General features: G+C 35.0%; 20 protein-coding genes and 1 other RNA gene. 14 read left to right on the forward strand and 7 right to left on the reverse strand.

Annotation, left to right across the window (positions count from 1 at the left end; translation table 11 throughout):
• Window positions 1-17 precede the first annotated feature (17 nt).
• From fni to mvk, 4 genes are read right to left on the reverse strand one after another with little or no spacing between them, the layout of a single operon-like run.
• Window positions 18-1,034 (reverse strand): type 2 isopentenyl-diphosphate Delta-isomerase, encoded by a 1,017-nt coding sequence (gene fni / locus CP366_RS03460; RefSeq protein WP_057726665.1) that lies wholly within the window; start codon window positions 1,032-1,034, stop codon window positions 18-20.
• A gap of 11 nt (window positions 1,035-1,045) precedes the next feature.
• Complete coding sequence (locus tag CP366_RS03465) at window positions 1,046-2,128, reverse strand: phosphomevalonate kinase (RefSeq protein ID WP_005719692.1); 1,083 nt, start codon at window positions 2,126-2,128, stop codon at window positions 1,046-1,048.
• Window positions 2,129-2,170: 42 nt separating this feature from the next.
• Window positions 2,171-3,133: a diphosphomevalonate decarboxylase gene (gene mvaD, locus CP366_RS03470; RefSeq protein WP_005719691.1), complete on the reverse strand. Its 963-nt coding sequence runs from the start codon at window positions 3,131-3,133 to the stop codon at window positions 2,171-2,173.
• Window positions 3,133-4,041 (reverse strand): mevalonate kinase, encoded by a 909-nt coding sequence (mvk, locus tag CP366_RS03475; RefSeq protein WP_057726663.1) that lies wholly within the window; start codon window positions 4,039-4,041, stop codon window positions 3,133-3,135. Before mvk ends, mvaD begins: the two co-directional genes overlap by 1 nt.
• A 78-nt stretch (window positions 4,042-4,119) precedes the next feature.
• Here mvk and rexB point away from each other — a divergent pair, with 78 nt between their 5' ends.
• From rexB to nth, 7 genes are all read left to right on the forward strand, one after another.
• Window positions 4,120-7,599, forward strand: coding sequence for an ATP-dependent helicase/nuclease RexB (gene rexB, locus CP366_RS03480; protein ID WP_089147937.1), 3,480 nt, complete (start codon window positions 4,120-4,122; stop codon window positions 7,597-7,599).
• A 2-nt stretch (window positions 7,600-7,601) separates the two neighbouring features.
• Window positions 7,602-11,210: a helicase-exonuclease AddAB subunit AddA gene (gene addA / locus CP366_RS03485; RefSeq protein WP_089147936.1), complete on the forward strand. Its 3,609-nt coding sequence runs from the start codon at window positions 7,602-7,604 to the stop codon at window positions 11,208-11,210.
• A gap of 15 nt (window positions 11,211-11,225) precedes the next feature.
• Complete coding sequence (locus CP366_RS03490) at window positions 11,226-14,006, forward strand: DnaQ family exonuclease/DinG family helicase (protein WP_089147935.1); 2,781 nt, start codon at window positions 11,226-11,228, stop codon at window positions 14,004-14,006.
• A 2-nt stretch (window positions 14,007-14,008) separates the two neighbouring features.
• Window positions 14,009-14,506 (forward strand): hypothetical protein, encoded by a 498-nt coding sequence (locus CP366_RS03495; protein ID WP_089147934.1) that lies wholly within the window; start codon window positions 14,009-14,011, stop codon window positions 14,504-14,506.
• A gap of 53 nt (window positions 14,507-14,559) precedes the next feature.
• On the forward strand, window positions 14,560-15,858 hold the full coding sequence (asnS, locus tag CP366_RS03500; RefSeq protein ID WP_013086403.1) for an asparagine--tRNA ligase: 1,299 nt from the start codon (window positions 14,560-14,562) through the stop codon (window positions 15,856-15,858).
• Window positions 15,859-15,936: 78 nt separating this feature from the next.
• Complete coding sequence (locus tag CP366_RS03505) at window positions 15,937-16,581, forward strand: DnaD domain protein (RefSeq protein ID WP_005719684.1); 645 nt, start codon at window positions 15,937-15,939, stop codon at window positions 16,579-16,581.
• Window positions 16,582-16,583: 2 nt separating this feature from the next.
• Window positions 16,584-17,213 (forward strand): endonuclease III, encoded by a 630-nt coding sequence (gene nth / locus CP366_RS03510; protein WP_013086402.1) that lies wholly within the window; start codon window positions 16,584-16,586, stop codon window positions 17,211-17,213.
• A gap of 154 nt (window positions 17,214-17,367) precedes the next feature.
• On the opposite strand, the gene CP366_RS03515 is transcribed toward nth, so the two are convergent.
• Together CP366_RS03515 and recU are read right to left on the reverse strand one after the other, a co-directional pair.
• Window positions 17,368-19,680 (reverse strand): PBP1A family penicillin-binding protein, encoded by a 2,313-nt coding sequence (locus CP366_RS03515; protein WP_013086401.1) that lies wholly within the window; start codon window positions 19,678-19,680, stop codon window positions 17,368-17,370.
• Between the two features lie 2 nt (window positions 19,681-19,682).
• Complete coding sequence (gene recU, locus CP366_RS03520) at window positions 19,683-20,312, reverse strand: Holliday junction resolvase RecU (RefSeq protein WP_005723080.1); 630 nt, start codon at window positions 20,310-20,312, stop codon at window positions 19,683-19,685.
• A 68-nt stretch (window positions 20,313-20,380) separates the two neighbouring features.
• Between recU and CP366_RS03525 the strand changes: the two genes are divergently transcribed.
• The 6 genes from CP366_RS03525 to CP366_RS03550 all read left to right on the forward strand — a co-directional run bounded on the left by CP366_RS03525 (window position 20,381) and on the right by CP366_RS03550 (window position 24,752).
• Window positions 20,381-20,950 (forward strand): DUF1273 domain-containing protein, encoded by a 570-nt coding sequence (locus CP366_RS03525; RefSeq protein ID WP_005719679.1) that lies wholly within the window; start codon window positions 20,381-20,383, stop codon window positions 20,948-20,950.
• 83 nt (window positions 20,951-21,033) lie between these two features.
• Window positions 21,034-21,444 (forward strand): DivIVA domain-containing protein, encoded by a 411-nt coding sequence (locus CP366_RS03530; protein WP_005723079.1) that lies wholly within the window; start codon window positions 21,034-21,036, stop codon window positions 21,442-21,444.
• A gap of 26 nt (window positions 21,445-21,470) precedes the next feature.
• Window positions 21,471-21,838: RNase P RNA component class B (rnpB, locus tag CP366_RS03535), an RNA gene on the forward strand.
• A 66-nt stretch (window positions 21,839-21,904) separates the two neighbouring features.
• Complete coding sequence (locus CP366_RS03540) at window positions 21,905-23,029, forward strand: class I SAM-dependent RNA methyltransferase (protein WP_005719674.1); 1,125 nt, start codon at window positions 21,905-21,907, stop codon at window positions 23,027-23,029.
• 3 nt (window positions 23,030-23,032) lie between these two features.
• Window positions 23,033-24,265, forward strand: coding sequence for a metallophosphoesterase (locus CP366_RS03545; protein WP_005722382.1), 1,233 nt, complete (start codon window positions 23,033-23,035; stop codon window positions 24,263-24,265).
• Window positions 24,266-24,314: 49 nt separating this feature from the next.
• Window positions 24,315-24,752, forward strand: coding sequence for a hypothetical protein (locus tag CP366_RS03550; protein ID WP_005726999.1), 438 nt, complete (start codon window positions 24,315-24,317; stop codon window positions 24,750-24,752).
• A 141-nt stretch (window positions 24,753-24,893) separates the two neighbouring features.
• Here CP366_RS03550 and CP366_RS03555 read toward each other — a convergent pair whose 3' ends face one another.
• On the reverse strand, window positions 24,894-25,517 hold the full coding sequence (locus tag CP366_RS03555; protein ID WP_005722384.1) for a non-canonical purine NTP pyrophosphatase: 624 nt from the start codon (window positions 25,515-25,517) through the stop codon (window positions 24,894-24,896).
• 783 nt (window positions 25,518-26,300) lie between these two features.
• Here CP366_RS03555 and CP366_RS03565 point away from each other — a divergent pair.
• Entirely contained in the window at window positions 26,301-26,657 is a 357-nt protein-coding gene (locus CP366_RS03565) for a hypothetical protein (RefSeq protein ID WP_005719668.1), read from the forward strand.
• Window positions 26,658-26,688 lie beyond the last annotated feature (31 nt).

Here is a 26,688-nt window from a genome sequence, read left to right on the forward strand (position 1 = left end):
TAACTAGTGCTTTTACTTTACAGTAACTGATCGATTTGAGCCTTTAATGGTAAATCATAGTATTTTTTTATTTGTACCAGGGATGCTAAATCTTTTTTGCCGTAAACAGCAATTAAAGCAGCCAATTCATTTTTCCAATTAGTAATTAATTGCTCTAATCCAGTACTACCATTTTGGATGTATTCTTGTAAAAAAACATTTGAAATACCAACAAATTTTCCTCCTAGAGCTAAACCTTTTAAAATATCTAGGGGATTACGTACTCCACCAGAAACAAAAAATTTAACTTGCTCTTGCCATGCCATCAGAGCAGTCACCACAGTAGGTAAACCTAAATCTTCTAAGTATGAAACGTCACTGGCATTACGTGCATTCTCAATCTGGGCAAAGTTTGTGCCACCAGAACCGGCGACATCGAAGTATTCAATGCCATTTACTTTTAAAAGATGAATACTTGTTTGATCCAATCCAAAACCGACTTCTTTAATAATAATGGGCAAATCGATAGCGGTACGAATTGCTTTAATTGAATCAAGCCAACGAAAGTCACGATCACCTTCAGGCATGGCAATTTCTTGTATTGTATTTAAATGGATCTGAAGCGCATCTGCATTTAATTCTTGGATAATTTGTTTAATTGCAGAGATTGGTGTTTCTGGATTAACATTAACAATTAGTACACCATCTGGATCTTCTGCTCTGGCAACCATAAAACTGTCTAGTTGATCAGTTTCCTTAGCTAAAATGCTGGCAGATCCCAAAGCTAGGGCAATATTTTGCTGCTGGGCAACCTGTCCCAATGCTTGATTAATTTGTTTAGAAGCAGCTGAGCCACCAGTCATAGCATTGATAAAAAAAGGCGCAGAAACATTTTTGCCAAACATTTCTGATCCCAGAATAGTTGGATCGACTTTTGTTTCAGGCAGAGCAGGGCGCAACAAATGCAGTTGATCAAAACTATTATATTTTTCTTTATTAAAAAACATCTGAGCTAACTTCAGATGTTCTTCTTTTCTTTCAGATCTAATCGACATAGAACTCTCCATCAATGAGCCATGATAATCTGGTGAACCTTAAAATTAAGAGGCATAATTCCATTATGGCGCCATTCGCTTTCAAGTGCTTCAACATCGGTATTAGCATCTGTAATCACAATGCCACAGTCACCATTACCAGCACCAGAAGTTTTAGCAGCTCCACCAAAATTTTCTGCAATTTTGATTAATTGCGATAAACGTGGAATTTCAATGGCAATTTGGTTAATTTTGGCAAAGTGCTGCAACAATTTACGGTTAGCCCGAATTTGTTGTTTGATTAAAGCAATATTGTTTGCTTCGAAACCTTGAACCATCTTTAAAACACAAGCTCTAGAAGCTGCTAAGAAATTTTTATATTCCATATTCAAAGCCGCCTTATTAGCGTTAGTTTCATCAACGAGGCGTGAAGTTGATGCTGGCTTTTGACTCCAACCAATCATCAGTTTCATATCTTTAGGAGGAGTTAGTAATTCAACTTTTAAGCCAGGCCAAGCTTCATTAACGACTTGAACTAAAGTCTTATTAGCTAATTCTTGCTTTAACCATTTTTTGTCAAAAGTTTGGTAAGCTAACCAGCCGCCATAGACACTAGCTGCAATGTCACCAGCTGAGCCATTTCCTTGAACTGAATAGTGTGAAATAGCCGATAATTTATAAACCAGCTCATTGCTCATTTTTACGCCATAAAAACGCAAGATAGCTTTAACTGTAGCTACTGTGACGGCTGCACTTGAACCTAAACCATATTTTTTACCATCTGCAGAATCTAAGTCTGAATTGACGTGTAAATCATAGACTTTCATCTTGATATTTTGCTCAATACAATATTGTTCAGTAAATGAAATAGCTGACAAAATATATTCAAAAGGGTTGTCACGATTATCGATTACCATTTTTGAGCCCTGACGAACCCAATGAATCGAATCCTGTGAGTATTGCTTGGAGTGAATTAAGCCAGTTGCCCCTTTACTCTTAGTGATTGACACACGTACAAATTGGTTAACTGCTACTAAAATAGCAGGACAATCTTGCTCTAATACTGCATATTCTCCGGCAATATATAACTTTCCGGGCGCTTTTTCTGTTATCAAAAGAACTAAATCCTCGAATCTAATTAACTTTTTTAATTACAACTAGTCCAAATAAGTAATTCCAGGACCAAAACTTGCATTCACTATATTAACATTATTAAATTCGGACGAAAAGCGTTGAATGATATCTTTGCTATTTCTTAATTGGCAAAGTACCTTAATATTTGGTCCTGCATCAATTGTATAGTAACATTCAATTCCTTCAGTACGAAGTTGTTCAACTAATTTAATAGCTTGAATGGTTTGCGGCTCAAAGTAAGTGAATTCAGGCTGTGCAGTTAAATTAATTGCATGCATTTCATTTGCATTTAACTCAGCTAACTGGCCTAGGGCAGTGAAATCATTACTTTTTATAGCTTTGATCATTTCATTTAATTCTGAATTGTTGCGTTCAAGCCAGGGCCTGAAAAATGGAGAAGATTGGGCATCTTTCATACCATAAGTCGAAGAAATCTTTTTTTGTTTGGTATTTAATTCAACTGCTAAAAGGTGAAGATCCATCGTTGGTGTTTCATCTAGTGCATATGCGTAAGATGTTTCGTCGCTATTACCTTTTTGCCAAACAGCAAAACCGCCATAAACGGAGCGGCTGGCAGAACCAGATCCAATCCTGGCTAAACGAGATAAATCTTCTAGATCAATGTTGATGTCATAGCATTGACAAAAAGCAGCAGCTAGTGCCGCAAAAGCAGAACTAGATGATGCTAATCCTGCAGAAGTAGGGACGTGATTGACAGATTTAACGATTAAATTGCCAGTGACGTGAAAACGAGCCTGCAATTTTTTTAGATAAGCAAAAACACGTTGACTAGCTGCAGCAGTTTGCTGTTGATTATTTAAGAAAAATTGATTTTCACCATCTGTTTTTTCAACGCTAGTATCAGTATAAAAAGCATCTAAAGTCATTGATAAACTAGACATTAAAGGAAGACGTAATTTGTCGTCAGCTTTGCCCCAGTACTTGATTAAAGCAATATTTGTATGTGCTCGTGCGGTTCTATTCATTAAATCTCCTCAATCCAGTAGTCACTAATTAAATCTTTACATTTAGCGGCAATTTCTTGGGCGACAGTTTCGTTATCACACAAGGAAATAGTAATGCCGCCAAGACCTCCGCCTGATAATTTAAAGCCTAAAGCGTTATTTGACAAGGCAATTTTTTGCAGTTGGTCAATTTTATTTGTTGAAAGATCAAATGAATGCAAAATTTCTTGTGCTTCATTAAAAATCTGTCCAACTGCTTGACGATCGTGCTTGATCCAAGCTTTTTTAGTAAGATCCGCTAATTCACCCAAGCGAGCTATTTTTTTCTTGGCATAGTCGGACTTTTCAAGCATTTTTTTAACTAAAAAAACAGCTTCCTTTGTATTGCCTAGTTGACCAGTATCCATGATTAACAGGGTAGCTCCTAATTTGGTTTGTAATATTTTAGGCCCCATTTTTTTATTAAAAAAAACTAGATAATCTGAATTAACAGTGGCTGCATCAAGACCAGAAGCTTTACCATGATTGATCATTTCAGCATGATTAGTTACAGTCATAATTTCTTTTTCAGTCATATTCAGCTGAAAGAATTGGTTCATTGCCCTAGTGGTACCTAATGCAACAGTAGCGCTTGAACCAAAACCACGTTCCATTGGAATTTCACCAGTGTATGTAATTTTAAGTGGATGGTTATTGCCAGCCTTTTTTTGCATATGTTTAACTACATATTTTAGGCCATCATATTCTGCCGGTGCTTCAAATAATGGACCGTGGTAGCGAGCGGTATCCATCCACATTTGAGAAGCAGATTCAACAGTAGTTTTAATGTGTAAAGCCTTAATTGGCATAGCTAAAGCATCATATCCATAAACTACTGAATGCTCCCCAATAATAATTACCTTGCCATGAGCTAAATAGCTGCTTTTCATTTTTAATCATCCTTAAAATAGATTTATACAAAAGATTGCCCTTGCTATGATAAAATAAAAAGCAAGGAGTGCGAACAAATGATCAAAATTCTTACAGGACGACAAACCGACCCATTACAAGAAAAAATTCTGGAAGAAGCAGTTGAAAACTATCAGCAACACCCAGAACAAGAAACTTTTATCATCGTTCCTAATCATATTAAGTTTACCACAGAAGTTAGGGCAATTAACAAATTAGCAACAAGCAAACAACAAACTGAGACTGCAGTTAAAAATTTGCATGTTTTGTCTTTTTCGCGTTTAGCTTGGTTTTTCTTAAAAGATGCCGAGCAAGGATTGCCTAATCAACTAGATGATGCAGCTAGTGCAATGCTCTTAGCTCATATTATTGAGAACAAAAAAGATGAATTGACTATTTTTGAAAATGTTAATGTTAATTCTGGATTAGTAAATCAGCTTTATCAGACAATTTTGCAAGTTTATGACGGAAATTTAGATTTAGACGAGATATCAGAGGATAATTTAGATCAAGAAACTAAAAATAAATTACATGATTTGCGGATTATCTATGATGCCTTTATTAAAGAAATTGCGGGTAAATTTTCTACTAAGAATGAGGTTCAGCTGCAACTAAATGAAATTTTAGCTAAAAGTAAAAATTTAAAGCAAGCCAGTTTTTATTTCTGTGATTTTTCACATTTTTCATTACAGGAAACACTAACGATTAAAATTTTGATGCGTAAAGCAAAAGATGTAATCCTTGCGTTTAAAACGCGCTTAGGTGAAATTAATTCTAGTGCGGAAGAAGGAGATTATGATTATGTAATCCAGCAAACTATTAAGCGCTTAACGCTGTTCTTACAAGAGAGAAAAATGGACTACGTGACAGCAACTTTTCCGCTTAATTCGCAACCAAATGGTCGTGAAATATTAAATAGTCTTTGGACGGAGACAATTCCTAAAGTTGACGAATTGAAGCAGGTACAATTAGTTAAAGCAGACTCTCGATATGCAGAGGCTTATTTTGTAGCGCGGACTATTTATCAACAGGTAGCACTAAGCAACTATCGCTATCATGATTTTTTGATTTTAGCTCCAAATTTAAAGGAATACGAGACTTATTTGACGCCAATTTTACGTCAAAATCAGATTCCATTTTTTAATGATTTACAACAGGAAATGAAGTATCATCCTCTGGTTGTTTTAATTGAAAGCTTATTTAACTTACATGAGAATCCGTTTCAAACACAAAATATGCTAGCCATCCTAAAGACACACTTGTTAATACCTTCTTGGTATAGGGAAGAGGCGGAGTATATTCATGATGTTGATGAACTAGAGAATTTTGTTCTGGCTCATGGTATTAATCATAATTTATGGAAAAAACACTTTGATAATTTTGTGAATGCTGAAGTGATTCGCTTAGACAAAATGGATGATGAAGTAGCTAAGATCGATCGTTTGCGCAGCTACTTGGTTGATAAGATTTCAACATTTTTCAAAATAATAGAGCAAGAAAAAGATAGTCAAAAGGCGTTAACGATATTTTTTGAGTTCTTAACTAAGAACGGAATTGCCGACCGATTAGAAAAATGGCGTGATGAGGCCAATGAAGCCGGTGATTTACAGCAGGCGCAGCAACCAGAGCAATTATGGGATTTATTAATGCAGCTGTTGCAAGACTATTTAGCAATTAATCCTGAAACTTTTGATTTAAATGAATTCTTTAATATGTTAATTAGTGCTTTCCGAGAAGCAAATTTTTCCCAAATTCCTTCAACACTTGATGCGGTAAACCTTTCTGAAATGGGGATGGTACAAACTAGCGGCTATAAGCAAGTGTTTATCATTGGCGCTACTGCTAGTAATTTACCCCAAATTCAGAAAATGCCAGGTTTTTTAACTACTGAAAACTTGAATCAGCTACAAAATAGTTTTAATTCAGAATCTTACTTAGAAGATAGTCAACAGCTTAATAACTTAGACCAAAATTATCAGTTTGGTTTGTCGCTAGCTTTAGCACAAGATAGGGTATATGTATCTTATCCAGTGCTTAATGCTTCAAATGAAGAACTTGATCCTTCAATTTATTATCAACGTTTAAAGGATTATGGTGCTCAGCAATTTGTTCAACATGATTTGCCAGAAAAGATGCAGGATCTTTTGTCTTTCATTACTAACCCTGATGCAAGTTTAGGCTATTTAACCTATATGAATTCAATAAATTCAGGTCTTGCTGTGCAAGAGTTATTAAAAATCACACAGGAGCAACTACCTCAAAAAACGAAGACAGTGCTTGAAGCAAGTGATTTTGATAACCAGCCAGAAAATATTGGTCAGGACTTGGCTAGTCAATTGTATGGTCAAAACTTGAATTCATCTGTGTCACAACTGGAAACTTTTTATGAAAATTCATATGAATATTTCTTGAATTATGGGCTTAAGCTGCGGCGACGGTTTGAAAATGAATTTGATATTATTCAGGCTGGAAACTATTTTCACGAGACTTTTGACCGTTTAGTGAAAAAACTAAACAAGCAGCATACCGACTTAGCAGATTTAAGCAGCATAGAACTGGAACAAATGCTTAATTCGGTGCGAAATGTGATGAAGGATGAAGGAAAATATTCTCAATTAATGAATGATCCTTTTAATCAATATCTTTTCAAGTGTCTAGACCATACTACTTCTAAGGTAGCTCATAATTGGCGGCGCTCCTTGAAGGAAACCCCGTTACGGGCTAAGTATTCTGAATTAAGTTTTGGGTTAGGCGAAAAAATCAAAGGATTAAGCTTAGAAGTGCCAGATATATCAGGTCAACATAAAGTTGATTTGCGCGGTAAAATGGACCGGGTTGATTTGGCCAATTTCAATGATAAGGATCAAGTTTTAGCCCAGGTTATTGATTACAAGTCATCAGCTAAAAAATTTGATCTTGGGATGTTTTATAACGGAATTGCTTTACAGATGGTTTCTTATTTGGATGTTTTGACTAAAAATGATCAATTTTTTGCTGGAAAAGATCGTCTTTCATTATTGGGTGCTTTTTATCAAACTGTTACTAGACAATTAGAACGTTTGAATAGCAATAAACTAATTGATAGTAGTTTAAATTTGAAAAAGGGAGCAACTGATAGTAAACCCAAGCTGATGTATACTGGCTTAATCAGCAATGATCCAGAAATCTTAGTAGAAGCTGAGCCATTACTTGATGATCATCCTAGCTATTCTTCTGAACTGTATACTGGGGTTAAAACTAAGGCTAGAGGTGGCTTTAGCTTGCCACGTGACCGCAACTTTAGTGAGGAAGAAATTGAATTACTGCTAGAATACGATGAGTATCTTATTCGACAAGCATCAAGCCAAATTTTATCTGGAAAAATTGAACTTAATCCATATCGTTATGGCAAAGCGAAGAATGCCTTAACTTATTCTGATTATCGTGATGTATTCTTTTTTGATGCGATGCTGCGTCAAAATCAATATCATGAAATAAACAATCTGAATAAAAAAGAATTAATTCTTAAGATCAAAGAGAAATTAGGAAAGGAACAATAAAATTGTCTCAATTTACTAAAGAGCAACAACAAGCAATTGATGATCGTGGTCATGATATTCTGGTTTCTGCTTCTGCAGGTAGTGGTAAGACAACTGTTCTTGTTGAGCGCGTTTTAAGGGAGATTCTTTCGGGAACCCAAGTTGATGAATTATTAGTAATTACATTTACCAAAGCAGCAGCTGAAGAAATGAAAACTAGAATTAAACAGGCATTATCAGCTGAATTAGCAAAGCCGGGATCTAATCGCAGATATTTACGTGAGCAGCTAAATCAAGTGGATACTGCTAATATTTCTACAATTGATGCATTTTGTCTAGAAGTAATCCATCGCTTTTATTACTCTGTAAACTTAGATCCAAGTTTTAGTATTCTAACTGATGATACTCAAGCTGCATTGTTAAAAGAACGTGCATTACGTGAAATTGAAGGGGAGTTTCTAGAAGAGAAAGACGTAAATTTTAGGCATTTTTATGATAACTTTGCAGGGGATCGAGATGCGGATAGCCCGCGCGACTTGTTGCTAGATTTGTATGATTTTGCCATGGCCAAACCTGAGTATCGCTCATGGTTAAAAAAATTGGTTGATGTTTACGTGGTTAATGGCAGTATCGTGGAATCTGATTTGTGGCAAAAACAGATTAAGCCATACTTGCTTACTAGTATTGGCGACTTACAAGGGAAAATTAATGATTATTTAGAAAATCCAGTAATAGAAACAAAAGAGCTAGCTAAGGCTAAGGAAGCTTTTACCTTGTTTGCACAAAATTTAGATCATTTTGTTTTTGCTTTAGAAAATGATGCAGACTACGATAAACAACGAGAACTATTACGTTCGTGTGTTTTTACAGTGAATTATCGTAAGTCAAGTAAATGGGATGAAGATGTTCTAAATTTTTATGAAGACCTACAAAAGTTAAAAGATGAAGCAAAAAATTTTGTTTTTGATACTTTTACTTCATTTTTTGCTGTTGATGAACAAGAACAAATTAAAGTCATGAAGCGCGGCCAAAAGATTGTTGCTGCAATTGCTAAATCCGAGCTAGCCTTGATTGATCGGTTTAATAAGCTGAAGCGCAGTGAAAATTTGCTTGACTATAGTGATATGGAACAATTGGCTTATCAGATTTTGAGTCAAGATACATCGAATTCTCAAATGGCTCGTGAATTTTATCAAAATAAATTCAAAGAGATTTTGATTGATGAATATCAGGATATTAATGCTTTGCAAGAAAATATCATCCAGCAAATCAAAAATAAAGATAAAAATACGCTTTTCATGGTTGGTGATGTAAAGCAGTCGATCTATGGCTTTAGACAAGCAGAGCCAAGCTTATTTTTGAAAAAATACCATGATTTTGCCAATGATGATAATAAACAAACCAAAAGAATTCTGTTGTCAGATAATTTCCGCTCTACTGAGCCGGTTACCAAAATTGTAAATCAAGTATTTAAAAGTGTGCTAAGTTCAGATTTTGGCGGGATTGACTATCAAAAAGAAGGACAATTGATTTTTGGTGCTAAGTATTATCCTGAAAACACTCCTAAAGCTAGTGAAGTAATTGTTCATGAAAAGAAAAATAGCAGTAATGAAGATGAAAATGAGATAGATTTTTCTGAAATTCAAATGGTTTTAGCACGTATTAAGCAACTAAAAGAAGAGCGTGTACAAATCTTTGATAGTAAAACAGGAATGAGAGAGTTACGTTACAGTGATATTGCTATCTTGACTAGAAGTCGTAGTGATAATTTGGAAATAATGCAGGAATTTGCTAAGCAGGATATACCATTATTTGTAACTGATGCGAAGAATTATTTTCAAACTTTTGAATTGACTGTTATGATGAACTACTTAAAGATCATTGATAATCCCGATCAGGATATTCCATTAGTTTCAGTTTTACGTTCGCCTTTGTTTAATTTTGGTGAAAAGGATTTAGCTAAAATTCGTATCAAGAGTAAGAACTCTACTTTCTATAGTGCATTGACTTCTTATGTAGGTGTAGGAGATGAATTAAGTACTCGAATCAAAGATTTTTTAAATCAACTAGCTGATTTGCGCAAGTTTGCCACGGCACATCGTATTTCTGAATTGATTTGGAGCATTTATGCTAGGACAAATTTATTAGAGATAATGACCGCACTACCTAATGGTGAACAGCGACGAGTTAATCTAGAAGCTTTATATGAACGTGCTGCTTCATATGAGAGTGCAGGGTTCAAGGGATTATACCAATTTATCAATTTTATTAATCGGATGCGGCAAAGTCAGAAGGACTTGGCACAGCCTTTATTAACTAAAGAAGCTGGTAATGCGGTCAGATTAATGACTATTCATGGTTCTAAGGGACTAGAATTTCCGATCGTGTTTTATGTGGGGATGCAGCATAAATATCAAATGCGTGATTTAAAAGGTAACTATGTGATTAGCTCAGATAGTATAGGAATTACGCTCCGTGAAGAACATTATCGGATTGACTCTTTAGTTAAAGCGATGGGAAATGTAACTAAAAAAAGACAATTATTAGAAGAAGAAGCGCGAATTCTTTATGTAGCATTAACGCGGGCTAAGCAGAAATTAATTTTGGTTGGCGATGTTCCTAATCTGGATAAACGAGTTAAAGAATGGTCGACTGAACTAAATCAGATTGGTCAATTATCATTAGCAGATAAGTTATCTTCCACTAGTCCATTGAGTTTTATGGGACCTGCGTTGGCTTTAGATCGTCACCTAGCTGTGAAAATGTCTGATATTACTAATTCGTTGGATAAGAGTCAGTCGTTTTTGTATATTAATTATGAAAATGCTAACGGTGAACTACCTGATTATCAGAAAGCGGAGACAAGTAATGATAAAACGCAAAGTAACCTTTTAAATCAAACCACGAAACGGCTTTATCAATTTAATTATCCGTTTAAAGATGCTAGTGAAACTACAGCTTATCAGGCGGTATCTGAAATAAAAAAAGCATTCAACGATCCGATCGAGACCGAATTAGAGAATGCTCACTTATTGACATCGACTAATCGTTATTTACAACCGATTGATACTAAACCTAATTTCTTGTATCAAACTAAGTTTACTGGTGCAGAAATTGGAACTGCTACACACATGATTTTGCAGTATTATGATTATCATGGCAATGGTGCTGAAGATCAACTAGAAGTAGAAATTCAAGAATTGATTAAGCAAAAGAAACTGAATCCAGAAATTGTTTCTAGTTTAAAGAAAGACCAAATTGAGTGGTTTGTTCATAGCAATTTTGCCGAGGAATTTTGGCAAAAGCCAGAGAATTTAAAGCGAGAAATAGATTTTTCTAGTTTAATCTCCGCTAAAACTTTGTTTAAAAACTTTTCAGATCCTAATGCCAAAATTTTGGTTCATGGTACAATTGATGGCTATTTTGTCAAAAATGATGGTATTATTTTGTTTGACTACAAAACTGACCACGTTGATCAATCGCATTTATCTGAATCAATTGAATTGATTAAAGAAAAATATACAGGTCAGCTTAGACTATATGAACAAGCTATCAATGAATTTAGTCAAAAAAAAGTTATTGGAAAATATTTAATTCTGCTTGATGCTAAACAAGCGGTTGAAGTGAAATAGAGGAAGGAGGAAATTATGGCAAAAAGTTTTACTAAAGATACATTTGCTGTAGTTGATCTAGAGACTACAGGAACGCAACGTGAGAATGGGCATCATATTATTCAGTTTGGGTGTGCTATTATTAAAAATCTCAAGGTAGTTAAAACTTATTCATTTTTGATCAATCCACATCGTGAAATACCACAATCAGTTGTTAATTTAACCGGAATTCATGATCAAGATGTAGCAAAACAAAGAGATTTTGATTATTATGCACCCAAAATTACTAAAATTTTGCAAAATACTGTTTTCGTAGCTCATAATGTTGACTTTGATTTGCCTTTTTTGAATTATGAACTAGTGCAACATGGTTATGAGGCACTTACAAATAAAGCAATTGATACTGTAGAACTGGCTAAGATTGCTTTTCCGACTTTTCCATCTTATAAGTTGAGTGATTTGACAACACAATTGGGGATTAAACATTTAGATCCACATAAGGCAGATTCTGATGCTTATGGGACTGCAGTTTTATTGCTTGAAATTTTTAATAAATTAGAAAGTCTACCTCAAGCTACACTGAATACCCTCAGTTCATTATCTCATGGGCTTATTCGGGATACATCTTGGGTGATTACAACGATTGCAGATAATTTACGTCAAGAAAAACGGCCTTTAGGTAAAGAATATATGCAAGTGCGTAATATTATTCTGCAAAAACAAAATGATAATTCTGAAGCACATGGTGGGAATGCTAAATTCCCAAAGACTGACTCAGAGAAACAAAAGCTATTTAAAGGTCATTTAAACTTTCGTAGAGCTCAAGTCGATCTAATTAATCATTTGCATCAGTTTATTAATGATCCAGATAAAAGGGCGATGCTAATTGAAGCACCTAACGGGACCGGGAAAACTTTTTCTTATCTTTTTGCTTATGCTTATCAGCTTTATTCTGGTAGAAAATTAGTTGTAGCTACACCAACTAAAGTGTTGCAAGAACAAGTGATTGAACATGAAATTCCGCAGTTATTTAAGGTGACTAAGTTGGATTTGACTGCAGAAGTAGTTAAGTCAAGTAGTCGTTACCTTGACCTTGACGGATTTGTACAGACGATTTTTCAAGGTACACCGAATAAGCAAACCTTGATATTACAGATGCAGATACTGGTTTGGCTGACTAAGACTAAAACTGGTGATTTAGATGAATTAAATTTAACTAACTATAATGCACCACTCTTTGCACAGATTCAACATCCAGGGGATGCAAGAGTAGGTAGCCGTTTTGCAGGGGTCGATTTTTGGAATTTAGCGCGTAAACGACAAGAAGAAGCGGATATATTGGTGACTAATCATGCTTATTTGGCTAACCACTATATGGATACAATTTGGGGTCAGAATCCGTATTTAGTCATTGATGAAGCTCATCGTTTCACAGACAATGTCGTAAGTTCGCGTAATGATTCTTTGCGTTTTGAAGCTTTGTGGGGAGTTTTAAGTCATCTCCGTAATTTGCTTTATTTCTCAGATGAAAGTGTTGAAGCGCAATTTAATGATGATGTGCAGCTGAACCTTTTACTAAAGAAAATAGATCCTAAAATTTTGGAATTAATTCAGTTAATTAATGAATTACAAAAGCAACTTTATTTTCAAAGAGATAATGCTGTTAATCGGACAGTTTTAGCTAATGATAATCTAGAACTTAGTTTTCAAGGAAAAAGTTTATTTGGCGGAAATAGCAAGTTTAAAGCGATTTTACCTAAGTTCCAACAAAAATTAGAAGAGGTTAGGGACTTAACTAATCAGGTTTTATTTGAATTATATAATGAACAAGAACGCATGCTGGCTAATGTTGAGGTATTAGTTAATGAGATTACGGAACAAATTGATCGCCTAGATTATTACTCTGAAAAGGGCTATCAATTGGCTGATTTGCTTTCTGATCAAAAAGGTTTAGAGCAAGATGGCTTTATTTTGATGATTACTAATCCTGATGATCCACTAAGTACCAATTTAGACTGGTTAATGCTTGATGCTGGTGAAGTATTAAAACAAATCTATAGTCGTTTTGACCATATTGCCTTCGTCAGTGCTACTTTAACCAGTAATCGAAATTTTGAATATGCAATCAACCAGTTAGCTTTAACAGAATTACATCCGGTTGAATATATTGGTAAAAGTACTTTTAATATAAAAAAGCATTTACAGGTACTGGCAGTTAATAATATGCCTAGCCCTGATAGTGAAGAATTTGAAAAGACTATTGCACAAATTTTACTTAGTGACATTCAAGATAAGCACCATGTACTTGTTTTGATGACTAATTTAGAAAAAATTAAAACTGTTTTTACCATGATTATGAATGAGCCACAGCTAAAAGATTTTGAAATCTTAGCCCAGGGATTGTCTGGTTCCAATAACCGAATTGCTAAGAGGTTTGTAATTGCTAAAAAGTCAATTATAATTGGTGCTGATAGTTTTTGGGAGGGAATTGATTTTCATGATTGTGGGATTGATACTGTTTTTGCGGCAAAAATCCCGTTTGAATCTCCTGATCAACCTGAAGTTCGTTTAAGGCAGAAGAAATTGGAAGATCAGGGAATCGATTCTTTTACTAAAGATAGTTTACCAAGAGCTGTTATTCGTTTTAGACAAGGAATGGGCCGTTTAATTAGAGGAGAACAGGATCATGGTCAATTTGTAATTTTAGACCCAAGATTATGGACTAAAGATTATGGTCAAGAGTTCCTTCAAACGATTCCTGTCAAAGTTGAAAAGGTTACTAGAGAAGAATTAAAAAAGAAATTAGAAAATAAATAATTATGTTACAAGATGATACAAGACAAACAATCAAGTTTGTGAGTTGGGTAATTGGTTTGATAATAGTTGCCTTTCTAGCCAGCATTGCTATCTTTTATTATGCTGGATCTAGAAGTCGGGGCAATGATCAAAAAGTTACGCAATTGGCTACTAGTAAAACACCAATTAGAAAGATTCAAAACTATTATCATTTAGATCGCGGCACTAGCAGCTATGCTATAGCAGGCACCAATAATAAGGGAAAACAATATTACTTTATTTATTTGCCAAATTCTAAAAAGGCATATCTATATCCTGCGACCAAAGGAATCACTGAATCTAAGATTAAAAATAAGTTTAAATCTATCCATACGGATGCTACAATAAATAATATTAATCTTGGTTGGTATAAGGGTGAGGCCGTTTGGGAAGTGGCCTACAAAAAACAAAACGGCAACCTAGGTTATACTTTATATGAATTCAAAAATGGAAATGATATCTCAGAAGTCGATAATTTGTAGAAACTTTGGTATTATGGAAATTGTATAATTGATAAAAAGGTGGATAGGAATTTATGACAGAATTGATTTCAATTAAAGATTCTTCTAAACATGTTGATGAAGAAGTCAAGATGCATGTTTGGTTAACAGATAAACGATCAAGCGGAAAGATTATCTTTTTGCAATTACGTGATGGTACTGCATTTTTCCAAGGGGTAGTACGTAAGAATGATGTATCAGAAGAAGTATTTGATACTGCTAAGTCACTTAGACAAGAAGCAAGTTTTTACATTACTGGTACTGTTCATGAAGACGCACGTTCACACTTTGGTTATGAAATTCAAATCACTGATTTAAAAGTGGTTTCAAACAATGAAGGTTACCCAATTGGTAATAAGGAACATGGTGTTGACTTTTTACTTGATCACCGCCACTTATGGTTAAGATCAAAGAAACCATTTGCTATTATGCAAATTAGAAATACCATGTTTAAGGCTACTGTAGATTTCTTTGAAAAAGAAGGCTTTATCAAATTTGATGCACCTATCTTTATGCATTCAGCTCCAGAAGGTACTACTCAATTATTCCATGTAGAATACTTTGACCACGATGCATATCTTTCACAATCAGGTCAATTGTATGGTGAAGCCGGTGCTATGGCTTATGGTAAGATCTTTACTTTTGGTCCAACTTTTAGAGCAGAAGAATCAAAGGGTCGTCGTCACATGACTGAATTCTGGATGATGGAACCAGAAATGGCTTGGATGCATCAAGATGAATCGTTAGATATTCAAGAAAGATATCTTGCCTACATGGTGAAGCAAGTTCTAGAAAATAATGAATATGAACTTAAGATTCTTGGTAGAGATCCTGAAAAACTTCGCCCAACTACTGAAGGTAACTTCGTTCGTCTTCCATACGATGATGCAATTAAAATGCTTCAAGATGCTGGACGTGATATTAAGTGGGGCGATGACTTTGGTGCTCCAGATGAAGGCTATATTTCAGAACAATATGATCGTCCAGTCTTCATTGTCAACTATCCAACCTCAATTAAGCCATTCTATATGAAGAAGAATCCTGATAATCCTAAGGAATACTTATGTGCTGATGTAATTGCACCAGAAGGTTATGGTGAAATTTTTGGTGGCTCAGAACGTGAAGGAAATTACGAAGTCCTTAAGCAACAAATTCTTGACGCTGGTTTGAATTTGGAAGACTACCAATGGTACCTTGACTTACGTAAATTTGGTGGAGTTCCTCACTCAGGTTTCGGTATGGGATTTGAACGTACTATTGCTTGGGTTTGTCACCTTGACCACATTCGTGAAGCAATTCCATTCCCAAGATTGATTAACAGAATGCAACCTTAATTTGGTTAATAATTAAATATTGATACACAAAGTTGGACTAGTTATTAGTTCAACTTTTGTTTTTGAAAGGAAATTATTTTGGAATTTAATGATTATCGGGCATTAGGCTTTACAACCTTACAAAATGGATTGATCGCTTACTACCCTCAATTAGGCATTAGTGATGCTGAACTAATTTTGATAATCCAATTGGAAGCATTTAGCCAACGAGGTGAGAGTTTTCCATCTAATGAAAAGATTGCTGCTAATACTAATTTATCGGTTAGTGATGTGGGTAATCTTATTCAGCGGCTAATTGAACGAAATTATTTAACTATTGAACAAATGACTGATAGTCAGGATAAAATTGGTAATAAATATAGTCTCAATAAGTTGTATAATGCACTTGATCACTATATTGATCAAAACGTCTTGATCAAAGATAAGAAAAAAGATAAAACTGTTTCAGTTGCTAATAATTTAGAAAATAATCCGTTAAATTATTTGTCACGAAAAGTAGAAGTTGAATTTGGTCGCTATCTGAGTCCAATTGAACGAGAAGAGATTGCGCAATGGTTAAGTGTGGATCACTATGCTCCTGAATTAATTGAACTTGCTTTGCGAGAGGCTGTATTGTCTCAGGCATATTCTTTAAAGTATATTGATCGTGTTTTACTTAATTGGCAAAGGCATAGTCTGAAAACAACTGATGAAGTTGAGAGATTTTTGAAAAGGAATCGATAAAAATGACAGAAGATGTATTGAGTGATGAAGAAGCACGTAGAGTTTTGAAAAAAATTTTAGCATTGTATCCTGACGCACAAGGTGAATTGCAATGGGATACTAACTTTCATTTACTTTGTGCGGTTATGTTGAGCGCACAAACGACTGATAAGATGGTTAATCGTGTTATGCCTAGTTTTAGTAAAATGTTCCCAACCCCAGAAGTATTAGCAAAAGCTCCAATTGAAGAGATTGAGCATGAGATAAAAACTATTGGTCTATTTCGTTCAAAAGCTAAACATTTAAAGGCCACTGCGCAAATTTTGGTCGATAAATATAATGGACAGGTTCCTAAGGATAAAAAGTTATTGATGACCTTACCAGGGGTGGGAGAGAAAACTGCTAACGTTGTTTTGGCTGAAGGCTATGGTGTGCCAGCTATTGCTGTTGATACTCATGTGTCACGGATTTCTAAAAAGTTCCATATTGTAGATGACAAAGCTACTCCACATGAAGTAGAGAAGCGATTAGAAGCAATTTTACCTAAAAGTGAATGGATAAAAACGCACCATGCGATGATTCTATTTGGTCGTTATACAATGCCAGCTCGAGCTAAAGGCGATCCGTATTCTTATTTAAATTCCGAAAAGTAAAGCCGAAATAAATTCGGCTTTTTTTATTGAATAATTTTATATAATCTGTTGTTACTAAATTTTAATTTTATAATTTCAGGCCTCAACTACGTTTCGGCCAAAATAAAAACAGATAACAAAACGCTATCTGTTAATAAATATATTTAATTATTGCCTAGTCATTATCCGAATCATCATTACGTTCATGTGATTCTTCCTCAGGTTTTCTCGTTGATGAACTTTGTTGTGTTGAAGAAGATTGTGTTCTTCTTTGAGAGGAAGAGGCTCGCTGACTGCTATTGGATTGAGATGATGAGCCATTTTCACGACTTGATGATGATTGAGTAACTGCAGTTCTAGAAGATGAAGGAGTAGTTCCAGTATTATCGCTTGAAGTATCAGTTTCTTCATCGTCTTCATCATAACTTGCTGGACTATTACCAATTCCGGCTGGGGCATGGCCTCGAACAAATAATTGCCAAGTGCCGCCACTAGTTGCTAATTCTGGAGGATTAGAGTTATTTACAATTTTCGCTCTTACAACTGAGCTAGGCTGTTTCCAGTCTAGGTTAGGCTTATTGTTCATTAGGTAGGTCATCATACTCTTATACATTAGCTGTGCAGATTGTTGACCTATTCCAGAAATAGTACCGTCCTTTAAATTATCGTAACCAGTCCAAACACCCATAACATATGATCTGGTATAACCAACGAACCATGAATCTTTTGGAGTTGAATTATAGCTTGGGTACTTAGCTAGATCTTCATCAGAGTATTTAACAGTACCGGTTTTACCAGCTTGATAAAGATCTGCAATTTTTGCATTAGTACCAGAGCCTCGTTTGATTACGCCTTTAAGCATATCGGTAATCATATAGGCAGTTGATTTCTTCATTACACGTACACCATTTGAATCATAATTTCTGGTTAATCCATCTGGTGTTTCAATCTTAGAAACAAATTGCGGCTTGTGGTATACGCCCATGGTGGCAAAAGCACTATAAGCACCAGTCATTTGTAAACTAGACGCATTAGCGCCAATTGCTACTGATAAACCAGATTTTGGTGAAACATTAACGCCCATTCGGCGAGCAAAAGCTGAAGCCCGTTTTACTCCAACTTCAGCAAGAGTTTTAACAGCTGGAACATTACGTGACTGCTCCAATGCATGTCGCATAGTCATCATCCCGTCGTATTTGTTGTCCCAGTCATATAATTGGATATTGGTACCAGGATAAACATACTTACTGTCATCAATCATTTTTGCTGTTGACCAATTCAAGTATTGAATAGCAGGTGCATAGTCAAGTACTGGCTTAATTGACGAACCGGTAGAGCGTCCAGTTTGAACAGCCCGGTCTAATCCTAATTGAACAGAAGGTAAGTGACGTCCACCTAAGATTGCAACAACATGACCATTGTTTGGATCAACTACAGTTGCACCAATTTGCATTTTATTGTTTGTAAAAGGTACAGAACCGTTGTTAGCTAACTCGTACAGCTTGTTTTGAGCTTTTTGATCGATATTAATAGTAATCTTTAAATTATCGTGATATGGATCAAAGCCTTTGCTCTTAACTTCAGAAATTACCTCTTTAATGTATGGATCATCAATTTTTCTAAGCTTAGACTCGTTATTATTTCGATGTGATTTAAGTCCCTTACTAATTGGTTCAGCAACTGCTTGATTGTACTCAGCTTTAGTAATTTTGTCATTTTGTAGCATAGTCTTTAAAACAATATCACGCCGGTATTTGGCCTTTTGCGGATAAAGATATGGATCATATGCAACAGGTGCATTCGGCATCCCTGCAATCAATGCAGTTTGTGCCAAATCTAACTTACTTAGTGGCTTACCATAGTAGTAGTTAGAAGCAGTACCCATGCCATAATTTCCATAGTTCATAAAGACTTTATTAATATAAAATTCTAAGATTTGGTCTTTACTGAATTCATGTTGGACTTTCATAGCTAACCAAGCTTCTTGAGCTTTTCTCTTCAGAGTACGTTGAGAAGCGGCAGTAGAGAAGACCGTTAGCTTAACTAACTGCTGGGTTATAGTAGAACCACCTGCAGCAATACTATTACTTTTGGCATTAGTTAACATAGAACCAATAATTCTAATTGGGTCAACGCCTAACTTATCTTTGTAAAAACGTTTGTCTTCTACTGAAACTACAGCATCTTTTAATTGCTGAGGAATGTCTTTATTTTTAACATAAATTCTTTTTTCAGAACCAAGTGATAGTAAAAACTTACCATTATTAGTATATAGACTTGAAGATTTACCACTCTGCAATTGGTCCTGACTAATGTTAGGAGCATCTTTGGCATAAAAAGCAAAAAGCCCGATTCCAGAGATTACTATTAAAAATATCAGCAAAAAGATCCATTTTATGATTCTAATCCATAAGTGGCCACTACTTGGCCTTCGACCATGATAGTCTCTTCGTGATTCTCGTTTCATATTATTGTTATTATCTGCCATGATTATCTTTTCCTATCTGCAATGAATTTATCTACCGCCTTAAGATAAGGCAGTGTAGGACGAAAGCCACTTTTGATTTCAAAAGAATTGTTTTCAATTTCTTTTAAAGTCATTGAGCTTTTATCTTTTTTTCGCCAAGCTCGAATTACAAAACTAGCTGGAGTAACAAAGTAGCGCTCTAAGCTAGCGAACCTAATAATTGTAAAACAAATTCCTTGTTGTTTTAAGCATTCGTCCAAGTGAAAAATTTGGTGTTCATGAAAGTTTTTTAATGGGAAGTTAGTTTTATTCCGTGTTTCTTTTGCCTCAAAATCGAGATAGTACCCTTTATAAACACCATTATAGTCAGTTGTTGAAGCTTGCCTAAAGTAAGCTTCACGAATGACCGCCTTAGAACGTTTGGGATAATCAACTTTAACAATTTGAATTGGGGTTGGCTTTTTATGAACAACTGCAATTTCTTCCATTAAATAATATTTATTAGATTCATTGATTTGTTGCTCAAGTGTCATCCCACGATCAGAAAAGTTAACACCTTTTTTATGATGATATGATCGGTGAACTGGATGTTCATCTTTTTTAGTTACAGGTTTTCTAAATGCGGCTAAACTACCGCTAGGATATTTGACCATTGTCCTCACTCCTGTTAGCATTATAGCAATAAAGACTACATTTTTGAACATAAAGGGGGCTTAAACAAATGCAGCGTTTATGGGTGACTGGCTATCGCAGCTATGAATTAAATGTTTTTGGCGATCGTGATCCCAAGATAACTGTCATTAAATATGCCCTAAAAAATTACCTGACAAGTCTACTGGATGATGGGCAATTGGACTGGATTATTACTGGAGCTAACCTCGGTGTCGAACAGTGGACAGCTGAGGTTGGACTTGAATTAGGAGAAAAATATCCGGTAAGAACATCAATAATGATTCCATATGAAGAATTTGCTAATCGATGGAATGATAGTAACAAAGCTAAATTCTTAAATTTGAAGGAAAAAGTGGACTTTTTTGCTTCAACTTCTAATACCCCTTATCAAAGTCCACTTCAATTACGTAATTATCAAAATTTTATGATTCAGCATACTGATCGAGCATTGATGATCTATGATTCAGAGCACCCAGGTAAACCTAAATATGATTATAATTTAATCCAAAAATACCAGGAAACTAAAGAATATCCATTAGATTTAATTGATTTTTATGATTTACAAGATGCAGCTGAAGAATACCAAGAAAATCATCAAATAAATCATTTTTCTGAATAATATGGTAAAAAGTCTGTTTCTTTATTTTCAGTCAGCGTTGTTTTTGCTAAAATAGGGTGGAATGTAAAGGAGTTGTCAGTAAGATGGCAAATTTAAATGATATAAAATTATCAGGACAAGATATATTAAAGAAACAATTCAAAAGTAAAGTAAAGGGATATGATCCCGATGAAGTTGATGCATACTTAGATGAAGTAATTTCTGATTATACTACTTTTCAACAAATTATCGAAGATTTGTATGGTCAGATCGGTACGCTCCAACGTCAATTAATGGATGAAAAGCAAAAAGCAAAGAAAACAGTTGAGGCTGAAGAAGAAAAGGTTAAGACTTATATGCCAACGCATAGAAGAAGTGCGCCTGTGAAGTTTGCAGAAGATGCAGATGATACTCAAGGTGAAATTTCGACTAATATGGCTATTATTCAACGGATTTCAACTTTGGAAAGAAAAGTTTATAATCTAGAACAACACGTTTATGGATTAAAGCATTAATTTTTGCTATAATGATTAACAGTGTGAATTTTGAGTAGGCGCGGCTAGCTTATGTTAGCTGAGGAAAGTCCACGCACACACAGACTGCGATGTTTGTAGTGATCGTATTCAGCCTAACAAGCTGGAGGGGGACGTTAGTCTTCACGGCGGAAAAAGTGCTAAATCTTCGGACATGCATTACTATCCTGAAAAGTGCCACAGTGACGAAGCAAGGTCAGAAATGACTTTGGTGGAACGAGGTAAACCCTGCGAGTGTGAAACCCAAATTTGGTGGGGGAGTTTCGGCCTAAGGAAATGAACTAAAGGTCGGATTATTGCTTTAAGCAGTAAAGATAGATGACTACTGAAGGTAATCTTTGCCAGAGATTATTGGAACAAAACGTGGCTTATAGAAATTCACACAGGCAGAGTTGGGCTTTTAGGTCCAGCTCTTTTTTATTTTGAAAATGAAAGAGTAACAATGAAAGAATACCAACTTTACGCAACTATGGGCGCTGGTTTTGAAAGTGTCGTTAATAAAGAATTACAGTCTATGGGGTATAAGACCCGTGTTGAAAATGGTCGTGTCTTTTTTAAGGGTGGTCAAGAAGATATAGTTAGAACTAATCTTTGGCTGAGAACAGCTGACCGAATTAAAATTTTGCTAAAAGAGTTTAGAGCAACAGATTTTGATACCTTATTTAATGAGATTTATGATTTTGATTGGGCTGAATTATTGCCTGTTGACGCTAAGTTTCCTGTTCAAGGTAGAGCTGTAAAATCCAAATTGCACTCTGAACCAGATGTACAGTCAATTGTAAAAAAGGCAATTGTTAATAAGATGGTTGACCAGTACCATCGTCGTGGCTTTTTGCCAGAAACTGGTAATGAATATCCCTTAGATATTCATATTTATAAAAATGTAGCTCGAATTTCGCTAGATACTACAGGCGCTAGTTTGTTTAAACGTGGCTATCGAGTAGAGCATGGTGGAGCCCCTATGAAAGAAAACTTTGCGGCCGGGCTATTAAAACTAACTCCATATAATGGTACTCACCCCTTAATTGATCCTATGACTGGTTCAGGAACTTTAGCTATTGAGGCAGCATTAATTGCTAAAAATATAGCACCAGGAACCTGGCGTAAATTTGCCTTTGATGGTTTTGACTGGTTTAACCCTAAACTACATAATGAAGTATTGGCAAAGGCTAAGAGTGAAGTTAAGCCGCTTGAAGCACCGATTTGGGCTAGTGATATTGATCAGTCTGTTCTTGAAGTAGCTAAATTAAATGCTCACAATGCAGGTGTATTGCAAGATATTCGCTTTAAACAAATCGCAGTTAAAGACTTTACTACTGATCTAGAAAATGGAATTATAATTGCGAACCCACCTTATGGTAAGCGATTGAAGGATCGTGAGTCGGCAGAAGAGCTGTATCGCCAAATGGGAGAAGTACTTAGACCGCTTAGTTCGTTCAGTCAGTATTACTTAACTGCAGATCCTAACTTTGAAAAATGTTTTGGTGCAAAGGCTACTAAGAAGCGCAAACTATTTAACGGAAATTTGCGGGTTGATTTCTATCAGTATTGGGCTAACAGAAGGTAAGAAATGATTACAAAAGAGCTTAACACAGAATTTTGGGTGATCTCGGATACGCACCTAATCGCAGATAGTTTACATGATGAAGGACAAGCCTTTTCACGCATGCAAAAAACTAGTCAAGGTAAGGATTTGTATTATCAAGAAATAGCCCTTTCTGCTTTTATGCGAATGGCACAAAGAAAAAAGCCTGCCGCAATTATTGTAACTGGTGATGTGACATTTAACGGTGAACGAGTTTCTGCTGAGAAATTTGCTCAAATTTTTAAGCCGTTGAAAGAAACTAAAGTGTTAGTTTTACCTGGAAATCACGACATTTTTGATGGTTGGGCTAGAGAATTTCGTGGTAAAAAACAGTTCTATGCTGGTGAAATTAGCCCAATGTTTTGGCGCTCGATCTTTGATAAATCATATCGTGAGGCCTTAGATGAAGACGATAATTCATTGGCTTACAGTGTCCAACTGAATCCGCAATATCTTTTAGTTTTAGCGGATTCAAATATTTATGGAAAAGAAGAGACAACAGAAGCACCGCACACTCACGGCGAAATTGGAAAAGTACAATTAAAATGGATTGAAAAACAATTTCGTTATGCGCAGGAACATCAGTTACGTCCGGTTTTATTTATGCATCATAATTTATATGCACATAATCCAGCAGTTAACAAGGGCTATGTAGTTGATGACGCTGTTGAGCTACGACGTTTGTGTGCTCGTTACAACGTGAAATTAGCTTTTTCTGGTCATATTCATGCTCAAAATATTATGGGACCACAAGACATGACGCCTACAACTGAGATCGTTACATCAAGTTTTTGTTCTAATGATCAAGGCTATGGAGTAGTGCGAGTTCATTCACGGCACATTACATATGTGCGGCGTAATTTTGATATGACAAGATATTTAACGGATGAGGAAAAGGAAAATTATACTTTAGTTCATTATCATAAGTATTTAAAAGATCTACAGCTTGGTAGTATTTCTGCGGATATGATGCAAAGTGAATTAAATCAGTATCACGAAGACATCGAGTTAGTTAGGGCGATGGGGAATTTGTTTGGCTGGATGAACTATCATTTCTTTAATGGTCATAATCATATAAAGGCTAGCGAGTTGAATAAAATCCATGCTTCTAAAGAATATCAAGTTTTGATTAAGCACCATCCTGAGTATCGGTTATATCTAAAGACGCTGTACGACACAAGTGATCACTCTAATTTACAAGTGAAGATACGATACTAAACAAATTTTAGTATAATGGATACTGATTCTAAAGAAAGCGGACATGATTATGTTAAAAGATGAAACAAAATTTGATCAATTAGGGCAAAAGCTTTTTATGAAAGGTGTTTTGCAAGACTTCGAAAAGAAAAATGGTCCAATTAAGGGCAGAATGATGGTTACAGAAGGAAAGATTCCGCCGGAAATGTTAACTAAGCTGCAATCTGAATTGATGAATAGTAGTAATTGGATTGTAGTTGAAGGTAGTTTTGATTTTTATAATTATACTGTCGGCATGATTGTAGATTTGACTACAGGTAAGCCATTAGCAAATGGATGGTTGGTACCACAATTGGGTCACCCAGGGATGCAACCTGCAGAGAAATGGCAAGAATTTTTGATTGAAAAAGTCGTTGATGCAATCGATGAAAAAGGTAAGATTAATTTGCCGCTATATGTTTGGATTTCAGATCGTAGTGATTTGACCAAGACTGATCAAGATTTATAAAAATATTTTTAATTATGTAAAGCTTAAACAAAAAGGTAGGTCAATTTTGACCTACCTTTTTTAGGATTTATTTACGAGTATTAAGAAGTTATTGAATTAAGTAAGTAGATATTATTTAACAAGTTTAATTTTCAAAGTGAGCTAGTTATTAATTGCCTGAGCAGATTTTTGAGCATCCCACCAATCGGGTAAATCACACAATAACTTATTTAATGTATTATTGCGGTGCGAAATTGAGTTTCTCTCATTGAGATTCATTTCTGCAAAGGTTTTTCCTAGTTCTGGAACTACGAATAAAGCATCGTAACCATAGTTACTGCTACCATGTGGATACTTAGCAATTAATCCACTGATTCTACCAGCACTAACAATATCATTGCTTTCTTGACCTGGCCAAGTAAAGACAAAGGTAGTGTAGTAGCTAGCTGTCCTTTTTTCACTAGAAACTCCACCTAAATAGCCTAATAATTTAGCTTTATCATCTTGACCATTATGGTGGTAAGGCAAGATTCCTAAAGAGTTAAGTAGATAATCAACACTTAGACCTGAGCTTTCTGATAATGTAGGCAAATTGGTAAATTCAGCTAAACGATGTGCTGTAGCTCTAGCATTACTTAAAAATGTTGCCTCAGAATATGACTTTTGTGGTGCATAATCTACTTCAGCTAAACCAACTACTTTGATAGGAAGACTAAGCTGGTTAAGTTTATCTTGTAATTCATTAATTTTATTTTGGTCATATGTTGTAAATAATAAACTATCCATTATTTTCCCCATGCTTTCAAAAATAGATATACCATTTATAGTGTATCCGCTTTCATATACTGCACAGTCATTGTCTTATCTTTGTGAAGTAAAGTCAAGCATAGATAATAGCTTTTATCAAAAAGTCCATATACTTAAGGTTTTTAAACTGAATAATGTTATTTTTAATGACTAAGATTGTGAAAAATATAATATGAATTCATTTCAATTTATATTACTTTTATATTTATACCAATCTTGTATAACCTTTTGATATATAATTTCTCTGAGGTTGTTTTTTTATATGAAAAAACGAAATACATTTATCACACTAAACTTGTATCAAATTACACAAGATAGAGTGATTAATCAATTAATAAAAAAATAAAATTGTATTTTAATAAAAAAGAGAAAATCTTTTTTAGATTTTCTCAATTATGATTAACTAGCTATTAAAAATTTCCATAATGCATTATTGGTGTACCAGTTTTGCGGTTGAATTGCTCCTATACAGGCTACAATAATATAAATTGCTAATGTTGAGATTATGAATACAATGCCTAAGTTGACAATGTTGAATGGAAAGGTAGTTTTATGTTGTTTCATTGCGATGTGAATGGCGAAAGCCAACAGAACCAAACCTATAATAATTCCAAATTGATAATAAATTCTCATTTTCTCTCCTAAGTTACAGTTAAAAGTATACGTTAAAATCGGATTAAAGAGTGATTTTTATTTATCTAGCCTCTTTATTTTATCAAAATCAATGTTATATTAGAGAGGTAGAAAGAAGATTATGTACATATGTCTGTAGATATTTACAATGAAAAACTTGAACCATACGACGATGGTAAGCGTCATAAATTTAGTGGTACTTTTGATAGATTAAACGATCGCTTAGCTATTTTTAAGGATTTGCGTATTGCAGGTGCTGGTGGCAATCCAATTGTTAAGCAGTTAGCACTGCATTACTTGAAAACTTTCAAAGACCTTGATTTGAAGAGGGGCGATGTAGTTGAATTTGAAGGCATGGTTGAAAAAGATTCTAACAATGGCTTCACAATTGAACGCCCAACTCAAGCAGAAAAAATCAGATCAGCAGCTGCCGATGATGCTAAAGTTGACGTGGTTGGCGATGATTGGAATTGGTTTGAAAATTAGTTAACGGAAGTGACTTACGAGATGTAAGCCG

It is taken from the genome of Lactobacillus sp. UMNPBX15, assembly GCF_002553785.1.
Taxonomy (GTDB): domain Bacteria; phylum Bacillota; class Bacilli; order Lactobacillales; family Lactobacillaceae; genus Lactobacillus; species Lactobacillus crispatus.